This window comes from Erwinia sp. E602, from assembly GCF_018141005.1.
Lineage (GTDB): Bacteria > Pseudomonadota > Gammaproteobacteria > Enterobacterales > Enterobacteriaceae > Erwinia.
Window position 1 is genome coordinate 837267 of record NZ_CP046582.1, and the last position, 13519, is coordinate 850785.

Annotated in this window: 11 protein-coding genes; 9 read left to right on the forward strand and 2 right to left on the reverse strand. The window is 57.4% G+C overall.

The window, feature by feature from the left end; all coding sequences use genetic code 11:
- Position 1: 1 nt before the first annotated feature.
- The gene (locus GKQ23_RS05240) at positions 2–1642 is read left to right on the forward strand and encodes a thiamine pyrophosphate-binding protein (RefSeq protein ID WP_212409947.1); all 1641 of its coding nucleotides are present in this window, start codon (positions 2–4) and stop codon (positions 1640–1642) included.
- Between the two features lie 100 nt (positions 1643–1742).
- Here GKQ23_RS05240 and GKQ23_RS05245 read toward each other — a convergent pair whose 3' ends face one another.
- Positions 1743–2498 carry a M48 family metallopeptidase gene (locus GKQ23_RS05245; protein ID WP_212409948.1) on the reverse strand — a complete coding sequence of 252 codons (756 nt, stop codon included), beginning with the start codon at positions 2496–2498 and terminating at the stop codon, positions 1743–1745.
- Between the two features lie 288 nt (positions 2499–2786).
- Between GKQ23_RS05245 and tkt the strand changes: the two genes are divergently transcribed.
- From tkt to GKQ23_RS05280, 7 genes are all read left to right on the forward strand, one after another.
- Entirely contained in the window at positions 2787–4778 is a 1992-nt protein-coding gene (gene tkt, locus GKQ23_RS05250; RefSeq protein ID WP_056231839.1) for a transketolase, read from the forward strand.
- A 463-nt stretch (positions 4779–5241) separates the two neighbouring features.
- Entirely contained in the window at positions 5242–6261 is a 1020-nt protein-coding gene (epd, locus tag GKQ23_RS05255; RefSeq protein ID WP_056231841.1) for an erythrose-4-phosphate dehydrogenase, read from the forward strand.
- A gap of 50 nt (positions 6262–6311) precedes the next feature.
- Entirely contained in the window at positions 6312–7475 is a 1164-nt protein-coding gene (pgk, locus tag GKQ23_RS05260; protein WP_101505340.1) for a phosphoglycerate kinase, read from the forward strand.
- A 90-nt stretch (positions 7476–7565) separates the two neighbouring features.
- Positions 7566–8645, forward strand: coding sequence for a class II fructose-bisphosphate aldolase (gene fbaA / locus GKQ23_RS05265; protein WP_212409949.1), 1080 nt, complete (start codon positions 7566–7568; stop codon positions 8643–8645).
- Positions 8646–8824: 179 nt separating this feature from the next.
- Positions 8825–9709 carry a small-conductance mechanosensitive channel MscS gene (mscS, locus tag GKQ23_RS05270; RefSeq protein WP_212411564.1) on the forward strand — a complete coding sequence of 295 codons (885 nt, stop codon included), beginning with the start codon at positions 8825–8827 and terminating at the stop codon, positions 9707–9709.
- 196 nt (positions 9710–9905) lie between these two features.
- Positions 9906–10526, forward strand: coding sequence for an arginine exporter ArgO (argO, locus tag GKQ23_RS05275; RefSeq protein WP_212409950.1), 621 nt, complete (start codon positions 9906–9908; stop codon positions 10524–10526).
- Between the two features lie 142 nt (positions 10527–10668).
- Complete coding sequence (locus tag GKQ23_RS05280; protein ID WP_212409951.1) at positions 10669–11427, forward strand: oxidative stress defense protein; 759 nt, start codon at positions 10669–10671, stop codon at positions 11425–11427.
- 51 nt (positions 11428–11478) lie between these two features.
- On the opposite strand, the gene GKQ23_RS05285 is transcribed toward GKQ23_RS05280, so the two are convergent.
- Positions 11479–12381, reverse strand: coding sequence for a LysR family transcriptional regulator ArgP (locus GKQ23_RS05285; protein WP_056231861.1), 903 nt, complete (start codon positions 12379–12381; stop codon positions 11479–11481).
- Between the two features lie 204 nt (positions 12382–12585).
- On the opposite strand from GKQ23_RS05285, the gene rpiA reads away from it, so the two are divergent.
- On the forward strand, positions 12586–13245 hold the full coding sequence (gene rpiA, locus GKQ23_RS05290; RefSeq protein WP_212409952.1) for a ribose-5-phosphate isomerase RpiA: 660 nt from the start codon (positions 12586–12588) through the stop codon (positions 13243–13245).
- The last annotated feature ends 274 nt before the right edge of the window (positions 13246–13519 follow it).

Sequence of the window (13519 nt, forward strand, 5' to 3'; positions counted from 1 at the left end):
GATGAGTGAAACCATTACGGTAGGTGAAGCGCTGGCCCGCACCCTTGAGCAGTATGGCGTCAGCACGATGTACGGGATTATTTCGATTCACAATTTACCGATCGCCGATGCGGTCGGGCGGCGTGGAAGATTGCGCTTTGTCACCAGCCGCGGTGAGGCCGGGGCGGTAAGCATGGCGGATGCGCACGGTCGGTTTAGTGGCCTGGGCGTGGCGCTGACCAGCACCGGTTGCGGTGCCGGCAATGCCGTCGGCGCGCTGTTGGAAGCCGCTAACGCCGGTACGCCGCTGCTGCATATCACCGGCCAGGTGGAGAAAGCATACCTGGATGCCGACTGCAGCTTTATCCATGAGGCCCGCGATCAGCTGGGATTTCTGCGCGCCAGCGGCAAGGAGGCGCTGCGCGTGCACTCCCCACAGCAGGCGGTGGCCATGCTGCACCGGGCGATTCAGCTGGCGCAAACGCCACCCTGTGGCCCGGTTTCGCTGGAAATTCCGATCGATATCCAGAACAGCCGGGTACCGTTAAGTCTGGTGACCCCCGCCGTGCGGCCGCTGCAGCCCGCATCACCGCCAGCCGACGTGGTGGCGGCGCTGGCACAGCGTCTGCGGGCGGCTCAACGGCCACTGTTGTGGGTGGGCGGCGGGGCGCTGCAGGCCGCCGATGCGGTACGCCAGCTGGCAGATGCCGGCGTGGCGGTGATCTCCAGCACGCACGGGCGCGGCATCCTGGCTGACAGTCACCCGCGCAGCCTGCGGGCATTTCATAACTCCCCGTCTGTTGAGGCGCTGTTGCGCCGCTGCGACCTGACGCTGGTGGCCGGCTCACGGTTGCGCAGCAACGAAACCCGCAGCTGGACGCTGCCGCTGCCGTCACCGTTGCTGCAGATTGACCTCGACCCTGCTGCCGCCAGCCGTAACTATCCGGCGGACGAGGTGCTCAGTTATGACTGCGCCGCGCTGCTGAGCGCGCTGGCAGCCATTTATGTCCCCGCTGAACGTCCCGATCCGGCATGGGATCGCGAAATTGCGCAGGCGGTGAGCGCGGCGGAAACCGATCTGCGCGATCAATGTGGCGTGTATGCCGGGCTGAGCGATGCCGTGGCTGCCGTTCTGCCACCATCGGGCATTTTTGTCCGTGATATCACCGTATCCGGCAGTCTGTGGGGCAGCCGCTTGCTGCCCACCAGTCGCCCGGGAGCGCGGGTCCATTCGCTGGCCGGGGCGATCGGCATGGGGCTGCCGATGGCGATTGGTACTGCGCTTGCCAATCCGGAAAGCAGGGTGGTGGCGCTGGTCGGCGACGGTGGCCTGGCGCTGGGGCTTGGCGAGCTGGCAACCCTGGTGCAGGAAAACGCCAGCGTCACGCTGCTGGTGATGAACGACGGCGGCTATGGCGTGATGCGCGGCATTCAGGATAAGTACTTTGAAGGGCGGCAGTTTTATAACCGGCTGCATACCCCGGACTTCACGCTGCTGGCCCGGGCGATGGGGCTGAACGCCCGCAGGGTGACGGCCGCGGCCGGTTTTCACGCCGCGTTGAGTGAGGCGGTGGCGCAGCCAGGCCCGTCGCTGATTGAGGTGGCCATGCAGGAGATCGGCCCGCTGCACTTTGCCGGGCCACCGCAGAAAACACTTTACTGAAAACAGGGGCTGAACGCCTTCAGCCTGTGAAGGGCTGGAGGCCGCAGGCGCTGCCCTTGTTAATACCGGCAATCGCTACCGGGCGTAAGGCGGGTGAGGATTAATTACCTGCCGCGATACGCGCCTTAATATGATCGGCCCGCTCCTGTGACGCCGGGTGCGAGTCGAACAGGCTGCCGCCACTGCTGCCGCCTTCCATCTTCGCCAGTTTCTCAAAGCTGGTTACCAGACCGTTTGGATTCACACCGCGTTTTTTCAGCAGGTCGAATGAATAGTCATCGGCCTGAGTCTCCTGCGTTTGCGAGAACTGTGCACCGATCAGTTTCTCGCCGAGGTCACCCAGCTGGGACTGCGACAGCGAGGCCGCAACGCCACCGGCGGAGGCGGCGGCGGTACGCGCGGCGGTGGTGGCATAAGCCAGCTGCATCGCCTTGCGCGAGTGGCCCAGCGCCACGTGGCCCATTTCGTGGCCAACAACCGCTTCAACTTCGTTGTCGGTCATCAGGTCCATCAGGCCGCTGTAGACGCGAATACAGCCGTTAGCCATCGCCCAGGCGTTAACGTCTTTGGTCAGGTAAACCTTATAGTTGGCCGGTGTACCGTTAATATTGTCGCCCAGCGAGGCGGCAATTTTATTCAGGCGCTGGGTGTAGGGGCTGCTTGCCGGGGCGACCTGATTCTCCGCGTCCATCTGCTGACAGGATTTAGCACTGAGCTCTTTGACCTGCTCATCGCTCAGCGTGACCGCCTGAAAAGCCTGTGCGCCAGACTGCATCAGAGCGTTGCTGTCAAAATTCTGACAGCCAGAAACCAGGGTTGCCAGCGACAACGCGGCAAAGGCGAGACGTTTCTTCATTCCAGTTCATCCATTCAGGTAACAAGGTAAAAAAATCAGAAAGTTGGCAAAATACGGCTGCGGTAATCGTCCGGCAGTAATCTGAGTTATAGCGCCTGCGGCATTGCTTGCCTAGTCGGGGCATTCTCAAAACGCAAATAATGTGAGGATTTTTACCTGCCGCGGCATGTACATGTTACCCGTATTTCATGTACATTGATGGGCGACTTTCGTTCTGCTTTGCCTGATAACTCATTGATTACAATAGGTTGAGAAAGGTGAAGCGTTAAATCCGACCTGGAGTAGAAAATGTCTTCTCGTAAAGAGCTTGCCAACGCCATTCGCGCATTAAGTATGGATGCGGTGCAAAAAGCCAAATCCGGCCACCCTGGTGCCCCTATGGGTATGGCTGATATCGCCGAAGTCCTGTGGCGTGAATTTCTGAATCACAACCCTACAAATCCGCTGTGGGCCGATCGTGACCGCTTCGTGCTGTCTAACGGCCACGGCTCGATGCTGATCTACAGCCTGCTGCACCTCACCGGCTACGATCTGCCGATTGGCGAACTGGCTAACTTCCGTCAGCTGCACTCCAAAACTCCAGGTCACCCGGAATACGGCTACACCGCCGGCGTTGAAACCACTACCGGTCCGCTGGGCCAGGGTATTGCTAACGCCGTGGGCTTTGCTATCGCTGAACGCACGCTGGCCGCGCAGTTCAACCGTCCTGGCCACGATGTGGTAGACCATAACACCTACGTGTTTATGGGCGACGGCTGCATGATGGAAGGCATCTCTCACGAAGTCTGCTCGCTGGCCGGTACGCTGAAGCTGGGCAAACTGGTGGCGTTCTATGATGACAACGGTATCTCTATCGATGGTCATATTGAAGGCTGGTTCACCGACGACACCGCGACCCGCTTCGAGTCTTACGGCTGGCACGTGGTGCGCGGCATTGACGGTCATGATGCTGAATCGATTAAAAAAGCGGTGGAAGAGGCCAAAGCAGTCACGGATAAACCTTCACTGCTGATGTGCAAAACCATCATCGGTTTCGGCTCACCAAATAAAGCGGGTACCCATGATTCCCACGGCGCCCCGCTGGGTGACGATGAGATCGCACTGACCCGTAAGCAGCTGGGCTGGAACCACGCGCCGTTTGAGATCCCACAGGATATCTACGCGCAGTGGGATGCCAAAGAAGCCGGTCAGGCGAAAGAAGCCGCATGGGATGAGAAATTCGCCGCCTACGCGAAAGCCTTCCCGGAACTGGCCGCCGAGTTCAAGCGCCGCGTCAACAATGAGCTGCCGGCAAACTGGGCTGAAGAGTCACAGAAATTCGTTGAACAGCTGCAGGCTAACCCGGCGAAAATCGCCAGCCGTAAAGCCTCTCAGAACGCCATCGAAGCCTTCGGTAAGCTGCTGCCAGAGTATCTGGGCGGTTCCGCTGACCTGGCACCAAGCAACCTGACCATGTGGTCCGGTTCTAAGCCAATCAATGAAGACGCTGCGGGTAACTATATCCATTACGGCGTGCGCGAATTCGGTATGACCGCGATCGCCAACGGTATTACCCTGCACGGTGGTTTCCTGCCGTACACCGCGACCTTCCTGATGTTCGTTGAATATGCGCGTAACGCCGTGCGTATGGCCGCGCTGATGAAGATCCAGCAGGTGATGGTTTACACCCACGACTCGATCGGTCTGGGCGAAGATGGCCCGACTCACCAGCCGGTTGAGCAGCTGGCCAGCCTGCGCGTGACCCCGAACATGAGCACCTGGCGTCCGTGTGACCAGGTTGAATCAGCGATTGCCTGGAAATACGCTATCGAGCGTAAAGACGGCCCGACCGCGCTGATCCTCTCACGTCAGAACCTGGCACAGCAGGATCGTACCGCTGAGCAGCTGGCTAACGTGGCCCGCGGTGCTTATGTGCTGAAAGACAGCGAAGGTACGCCTGAGCTGATCCTGATTGCAACCGGTTCTGAAGTTGAGCTGGCAACCGGCGCTTACGATAAGCTGACCGCGGAAGGCCGTAAGGTGCGCGTGGTCTCCATGCCGTCTACCGATGCCTTCGACAAGCAGGATGCGGCCTACCGTGAATCCGTGCTGCCGAAAGCCGTCAGCGCGCGCGTGGCCATTGAAGCGGGCATCGCGGATTACTGGTTCAAATACACCGGCCTGAACGGTGCTATCGTCGGTATGACCAGCTTCGGTGAGTCTGCACCGGCCGAGCAGCTGTTTGACCTGTTTGGCTTCACCGTGGATAACGTGGTCGCTAAAGCCAAAGAACTGCTGTAATCCTCTGAGCTGCCGTTTACCGGTAGTTATCAGACAAGGCGCTGCATTGCAGCGCCTTTTTTTACCTCTGCCCCTTTCAGCGATCTGCGCTATGTCCGGTTCAGGGGGGGGCGTTGCCTGCATGATGACTGCACCCTGCCGCCAGCGGCGTGGTTCAGGGGATGGCAGAGCCTGATCCCGCCTTTTTCCTGCTGATGAACCTTGCGTGATTATCGGATAAATTTTACGCGTTAAAACTCTTTTTTGTGACGCAGATCCAATCTTTAGCAGGTAGTTGACCCCCACTATTCCTATCGGCATTGATTTTTATTACTCTAGCTGAACCGTTTCAGTCGTGACAAATGAAATGACCGGCGGCAAGGCAGATGTTTCTGTAATATAAGAATTCCCTGTACAAATTGCGGCAGCTGGCTCAGGCTATTCTCCCAATTCAGACTAATGGTGAATTTTTAGCAGGGGTACTATGACGGTTCGTATTGCCATTAACGGTTTTGGTCGTATCGGGCGCAACGTGCTGCGTGCGCTGTATGAAACCGGACGTCGCGCCGAGGTAACGGTAGTGGCGATCAATGAGCTGGCTGACGCCGCCGGAATGGCGCATCTGCTTAAATACGATACCAGCCACGGGCGCTTTGCCTGGGACGTGCGTCAGGAACGCGATTTGCTCCAGGTGGGTGATGACAGCATTCGTCTGCTGCATGTGCCTGATATTGCCTCACTGCCGTGGCGCGAGCTGAACGTGGATATCGTACTGGACTGTACCGGCGTGTATGGCAGCCGTGCAGATGGCGAAGCGCATCTGCAGGCCGGCGCTAAAAAGGTGCTGTTCTCACACCCCGGCGGTAACGATCTCGATGCCACCGTGGTGTTCGGGGTGAACGAGCAGGAACTGCAACCCGGGCATCTGCTGGTGTCTAATGCTTCCTGTACCACCAACTGCATTATTCCGATTATCAAACTGCTGGATGACGCCTGGGGCATCGAGTCCGGCACGGTAACCACCATCCATTCAGCGATGCACGATCAGCAGGTGATTGATGCCTACCACCCGGACCTGCGGCGCACGCGTGCCGCCAGCCAGTCCATTATTCCGGTGGATACCCGGCTGGCCGCCGGTATCACGCGCATCTTCCCCAAATTTAACGATCGCTTTGAAGCGATCGCAGTGCGCGTACCGACTATCAACGTCACGGCGATCGATCTCAGCGTCAGCGTGCGTGATGCGGTCACGGCGCGCGAGGTGAACGACCTGCTGCAAAGTGCATCAGAAGGGGCATTTAGTGGTATAGTTGACTACACGGAATTACCGTTAGTCTCTATTGATTTTAACCACGATCCGCACAGTGCCATTGTCGACGGCACGCAGACGCGGGTCAGCGGTAAGCACCTGATCAAGACGCTGGTCTGGTGCGACAACGAATGGGGTTTCGCTAACCGGATGATCGACACTACCTTAGCGATGGCCACAAGCGGTTTCAGGTAGGGCGCGGCTTGCGCCTGTCAAAACTTTGAGAATCAACGAGAGGGTTCACCATGTCTGTAATTAAGATGACCGATCTGGATCTGGCTGGTAAGCGTGTTCTGATCCGTGCCGATCTGAACGTACCGGTTAAAGAAGGGAAAGTGACGTCAGATGCACGTATCCGTGCTTCTCTGCCGACCATCGAAGCCGCGCTGAAGCAGGGTGCTAAAGTGATGGTAACCTCCCACCTGGGTCGTCCGACCGAAGGCGAATACAACGAAGAGTTCTCACTGCTGCCGGTAGTCAACTACCTGAAAGAGAAGCTGGGTGCTGACAACGTTTCGCTGGCAAAAGATTACCTCGACGGCGTTGAGCTGGCGGCCGGTAAGCTGGTGGTGCTGGAAAACGTGCGCTTTAACAAAGGCGAGAAGAAAGACGACGAAGCCCTCTCTAAAAAATACGCAGCCCTGTGCGATATCTTTGTGATGGATGCCTTCGGCACCGCACACCGCGCGCAGGCGTCCACCCATGGCGTGGGCAAATTTGCTCCTGTCGCCTGTGCCGGTCCGCTGCTGTCAGCCGAACTGGAAGCGCTGGGCAAAGCCCTGAAGAACCCGGCTCGTCCAATGGTTGCGGTAGTCGGTGGTTCTAAAGTGTCCACCAAGTTCGACGTGCTGAACTCGTTAGTGAAAATTGCTGACACCGTGATCGTCGGTGGCGGTATCGCTAATACCTTCGTCGCTATCGACAACAACGTCGGTAAGTCACTGTACGAACCCGATTTCGTTGAAGCCGCGAAAAAACTGCGTGACGAGCACGGTATCCCGGTCCCGGTTGACTCCCGCGTTGGCACCGAGTTCTCTGAAACTGCCCCTTCTACCGTGAAGAAAGTGTCAGAAGTGCAGGACAACGAAGAGATCATGGACTTCGGCGACGAAACCGCACTGGCGATGGCTGCCCTGCTGAAAGACGCCAAAACCATTCTGTGGAATGGCCCGGTTGGCGTGTTCGAATTCCCTAACTTCCGCAAAGGCACTGAAATCGTCGCTAAGGCGATTGCAGACAGCGAAGCGTTCTCCATCGCCGGCGGCGGTGATACCCTGGCAGCGATCGATCTGTTCGGTATCGAAGACAAGATTTCCTATATCTCTACCGGCGGCGGCGCGTTCCTCGAATTCGTGGAAGGCAAAGTTCTGCCAGCGGTAGCCATGCTCGAAGAGCGTGCGAAGCAGTAATTTCTGTGGCGGGACGATGACGTCCCGCCGGTATGATTTGCCCTACGGGGCAACCTTCTTAACGGCCGACAAAAAACAGGACAAGCTAACATGTCTAAGATTTTTGATTTCGTAAAACCAGGCGTTGTCACCGGTGACGACGTGCAGAAGATTTTCCAGGTAGCGAAAGAGAACAAATTCGCCCTGCCAGCAGTGAACTGCGTGGGTACCGATTCTATCAACGCCGTACTGGAAGCCGCTGCAAAAGTTAAAGCGCCGGTTATCGTACAGTTCTCTAACGGCGGTGCCGCGTTTATCGCCGGTAAAGGCTTCAAATCTGACAAGCCGCAGGCTGCTGCGATTTTCGGTGCTATTGCCGGTGCCCATCACGTGCACCTGATGGCTGAACAGTACGGCGTGCCGGTGATCCTGCACACTGACCACTGTGCCAAGAAACTGCTGCCGTGGATCGACGGCCTGCTGGACGCGGGTGAAGCCCACTTTGCGAAAACCGGCAAACCGCTGTTCTCTTCTCACATGATCGACCTGTCTGAAGAGTCACTGGAAGAGAACATTGAGATCTCTGCTAAATACCTGGCGCGCATGGCGAAACTCGACATGACCCTGGAGATCGAACTGGGCTGCACCGGCGGTGAAGAAGATGGCGTGGACAACAGCCACATGGACGCATCTGCGCTGTACACCCAGCCGGAAGACGTGGACTACGCGTACACCGAGCTGAGCAAAATCAGCCCGCGTTTCACCATCGCGGCCTCTTTCGGTAACGTACACGGCGTGTACAAGCCAGGCAACGTGAAGCTGACCCCAACCATCCTGCGTGATTCTCAGGACTACGTCAGCAAGAAACACAACCTGCCGCACAACTCGCTGGACTTCGTGTTCCACGGTGGTTCCGGTTCTTCTGCTGCAGAGATCGAAGAGTCTATTGGTTACGGCGTAATCAAAATGAACATCGATACCGACACCCAGTGGGCAACCTGGGACGGCATCCTGCAGTACTACAAAAAGAACGAAGGTTATCTGCAGGCGCAGCTGGGCAACCCGGAAGGCGCAGATAAGCCGAACAAGAAGTTCTACGATCCACGCGTATGGCTGCGTTCTGCCCAGGCGTCAATGGTTGTCCGCCTTGAGCAGGCATTCAAAGAGCTGAACGCCGTAGACGTTCTGTAATCTTTGTGCAGTAAAAAAAGGCCCGCCAGGGCCTTTTTAAGATCTTTAAGGTGAAATATCCAGCTAATCCCGCGACTTATTTGGCACATCCCTCATAATTGTTTACCCTTAATTCACTGGTTGTCGTGTAAACGGCAAGATTTTGCACGCCCGGTTTGGGCCAACAACAGGATAAAATGATGGATGATTTAAACGTGGTAAATGGGTTCAACAGCGCCGGCGGATGGCTGGTACGTAACCAGGCGCTGTTGCTGAGCTATGCGGTGAACATTGTCGCCGCTATTGCCATTGTTATTGTCGGGATGATCGTGGCGCGTATTATCTCCAACGGCGTTAACAGGGTGCTGCGCGCGCGTAGCATCGACGCTACCGTGGCCGATTTCCTCTCGGCGCTGGTGCGCTACGGTATTATCGCCTTTACGCTGATTGCCGCGCTGGGGCGCGTGGGCGTACAAACCGCATCGGTAATTGCCGTACTGGGTGCCGCCGGTCTGGCACTGGGCCTGGCGCTGCAGGGCTCACTCTCGAATCTGGCGGCTGGCGTACTGCTGGTCACCTTCCGCCCGTTCCGTACCGGTGAGTTTGTTGATCTGGGCGGCGTGATGGGTACCGTACAGAACGTCCAGATTTTCTCTACCACGCTGCGCAGCGCTGACGGCAAATATGTGGTGGTGCCAAACGGAAAAATCATAGCCGGTAACATTGTTAACTTCTCCCGCGAGCCGGAGCGCCGTAACGAATTTATTATCGGGGTGGCTTACGATGCGGATGTAGATCAGGTGCTTAAGCTGCTGCGCGAAGTGGTCGATGCCGATCCGCGTGTTCTGCAGGAGCGTGGAGTGCAGATTGGCCTTAACGAACTGGCGGCTTCATCGCTGAACTTTGTGGTACGTTGCTGGAGCAACGCCGGCGATCTGCAGGACGTTTACTGGGATTTGATGAAAAACTTCAAGCGTACACTGGACGCACACAATATCGGTATTCCTTACCCGCAGATGGACGTGCACCTGCACCAGGTTAAGGCAGCGGAGAATGCGCCGCAGGAAAATGCCCCGCTGAACTGATTGTCAGACGGCTTAGCCCGTTGAGTAAACCGCCCGCCTGTGCCATCCGCGCCTGACTGCGGGCGGCACTTCTTGCCTTAACCGCACACCTCATTAATATTAGTTTTATTGATGCATCATTAAAATTATCAATTTCACCTAATAATGCTGCCGCTATACACTGCCACAAAATAAAACGTTATTGAGGTGATAGTCGATGTTATCTGTTTATTTTCAGGGGGTTGTCTTGGGTGCGGCCCTCATCCTGCCGCTGGGGCCGCAAAATGCCTTTGTGATGAACCAGGGCATCCGTCGCCAGTATCACCTGATGACCGCCGCGCTCTGCACCCTGAGCGACGTGGCGCTGATCTGCGCCGGGGTGTTTGGTGGTAGCGCGTTGCTTAATCAGTCACCGCTGTTGCTGAATCTGGTGACCTGGGGGGGCGTGGCTTTTCTGCTGTGGTATGGCTGGGGGGCATTGCGCACCGCATTCAGCGGCGATATTGATCTGGCTGCTGCTAACGGGGCCAGACAAAGTCGCTGGCGAATTTTTCTCACCATGATGGCGGTGACCTGGCTCAATCCCCACGTTTATCTCGATACCTTTGTGGTGCTGGGCAGCCTTGGCGGGCAGTTGCCTGAAGAGGCACGGCGCTGGTTTGCGCTGGGTTCAGTCAGCACGTCAGTTCTCTGGTTCTTCGGACTGGCGCTGATGGCGTCGTGGTTGTCTCCACGGCTTAACACGACGCGGGCGCAGCGCATCGTGAATCTGCTCGTGGGGTTGGTCATGTGGGTAATTGCCTTAAAGCTGGCCTGCCAGGCGTTAGGATTAAGCTGATAGCACCGCCTTTTAAGAATTGAACGATAGTTTGACCCCAGGTAGTGCGATAAAATTTGCCGCCTCGTCGTGAACTGACGGAACAATTCGCTGCTGTCGGCTATGCTTCTGACAGCAGCAATTTTGCGCTGATAACAGCCTTATGGAGGAAGCAGTGAAGCTGACTAAACTGGCCCTGGCCGCAATGATTGGACTGAGTACTTTACCGCTGGCCGCGCAGGCGGATGAACTGCCGAACGGCCCGCACGTGGTGACATCCGGGCAGTCCAGCGTGGATGCCACCCCGGATATTGCCACGCTGGCAATTGAAGTGAACGTCTCTGCTAAGGACGCTGCTGAGGCGAAAAAGCAGGCCGATTCACGCGTGCAACAGTATTTTGATTTCCTGGATAAAAGCGGCATTGAGAAGAAAGACATCAATGCGGCTAACCTGCGTACCCAGCCGGAGTATGACTACCTGAAGGACGGTAAGTCAGTGCTCAAGGGCTATCGTGCGGTGCGCACCGTGGAAGTGACGCTGCGTCAGCTGGATAAGCTGAATGAACTGCTGGACGGTGCGCTGAAGTCCGGTCTGAACGAAATCCGCACGGTTGAACTGGGCGTGGCACATCCTGAGCAGTATCGCGATAAAGCCCGTAAGGCAGCCATTGAGGACGCGACCCGTCAGGCCGGTGAACTGGCGAAAGGCTTTGGCACCACGCTGGGGCCGGTGTACAGCATTCGCTATCACGTTGCCAACTACCAGCCGATGCCGATGGCGCGCATGTACAAAACCGCCGAAGCGGCTCCGATGACCTCAGCTGCGCAGACCTACGAGCAGCAGAGCATCCATTTTGACGATCAGGTTGACGTAGTGTTTGAACTGCAGCGCGGCCAGCAGCCGGCTGCCGCCAACCCGTAACAGGGTGACGAACGGGGGCAGGGCAGGTTGCCTGCCCCCTGCTTAGCGCGGCTACTCGCCGGTATCCTGACGCAGCACGCGGTGACCGTGTGCCAGCAGCGCATCGGTCACCCGGCGCATTAAACGGCTCTCCGGTGCAAAGCGATGCCAGTAAAGCATCCGGCGCTGTAACAGCCCCGGTGTCAGGTCGATCAACTCCCCCTCCGCCAGCTCGCGCTCAATCTGCAGGTGCGGGATCATGCAGCAGGTGGTGCCCTGACGCGCCAGCTGTACAAAGGCTTCCGACGAGTTCACGATGTGGCAGGGCACGCTGCCCGGCGACAGGTCAAAGTTCTGCTGTAAAAACGCCTGATGCATATCGTCCAGGTGGTCAAAGGCTACCGCCGGTGCTTTCAGCAGCGCGGAGCGGGTAACACCGTTCGGGAAATAGCGCGCGGCAAACTCTTTGGAACCCACGAACAGATAATCCAGCGCCCCGAGCTGATCCACCAGACAGCTTGGCAGCGGCTGCGGCTGGATACTGATTGCCCCGACCACTTCACCCCGGCGCAGGCGCTCCTGGGTGCGGGTTTCATCCTCCACCTGAATATTCAGACGCACCGGCGAGTCGGTCAGCACCGTTTTCAGCGCCGGCAGCAGCCAGGTCGCCAGGCTGTCGGCGTTGACCGCCAGCGACAGCAGCAGCGGCGTGGTGCCGCTGTTATCATCGCCCAGCCACTCCTCTTCCAGCAGCTCGACCTGGTGCAGCAGCGCCAGCAGTTTCTGCCCCTGCTCGGTCGGGCGTGGCGGCACGGTTCGTACCAGCAGCGGCTGGCCAAACATATTCTCCAGCTGCTTGATACGCTGTGACACGGCAGACTGGGTAATACAGAGCTTTTGTGCGGCACGTTCAAAGCCGCGCTCGCGAATCACTGCATCCAGCGCCTGAAGGGTTCGATAATCCGGGCGTTTCATGAATCGTAGTACTCTTCTCTCAGGTGTGGTGACAGCACTATGCCACACTTTTTCGCATTTGGGCGGCGCTTGCGGCACTTTGTGAATCAATCACTTTGTGGGCAAGCCTGCAATCCTGGCATCTTACCGCGTCCTGAGCGGTGATTTTCCGCCGCCTTGCTTTATACTACGCGCACACAGTGGATCACAGGGTTTAGGCATACCATGACGCAGGATGAACTGAAGAAAGCCGTCGGCTGGGCGGCGCTGGATTACGTCACGCCGGGGACAATTGTCGGGGTCGGGACCGGCTCTACCGCCGCGCACTTTATCGATGCGCTGGGCTCGATTAAGCACCAGATTGAAGGCGCGGTCTCCAGCTCTGAAGCGTCGACGGAGAAGCTGAAAAGCCTCGGTATCCCGGTATTCGACCTCAACGAAATTGATTCGCTGTCGGTCTACGTCGACGGTGCCGATGAGATTAACGGCCAGATGCAGATGATTAAGGGCGGCGGCGCGGCCCTGACCCGCGAGAAAATCGTCGCAGCGGTAGCCGAGCGCTTTATCTGCATTGCGGATGCCTCCAAGCAGGTTGACGTGCTGGGGAATTTCCCGCTGCCGGTGGAAGTGATCCCGATGGCGCGCAGCTATGTGGCCCGTCAGCTGGTCAGGCTCGGTGGCCTGCCTGAGTACCGTCAGAACGTGCTGACGGACAACGGTAATATCATTCTCGACGTACATAACCTGAAAATTGTCGACCCGATTGCGCTGGAACAGGCGATCAACGCGCTGCCGGGTGTGGTGACCGTCGGCCTGTTCGCTGCCCGTGGGGCCGATGTGGCACTGATTGGCACCGCCGATGGTGTGAAAACCATCAAAAAATGATCTGGCGGGTACCGATAGCGTCGGTACCCGTTTTTTTTAACTAAAAAATATCTTTTCTTCGTTCGCTGCAATTTGGTGACTTATGTCACATTGCAGGCTCCAGTCGTGTGATCCTCCTGATGCTGACTACGGCGTAGCGATTTTCTATCGTAATATTCTGAGGCGCGATATCCCGTGCTGGTGAGCAGAGCAATCGTTTGTATTGCTGCGGGCGTAAATTTTGTTATTTTGACAGAAGGCAATCTTATATCGCGGCAGTTCACTCCGTGCCGGG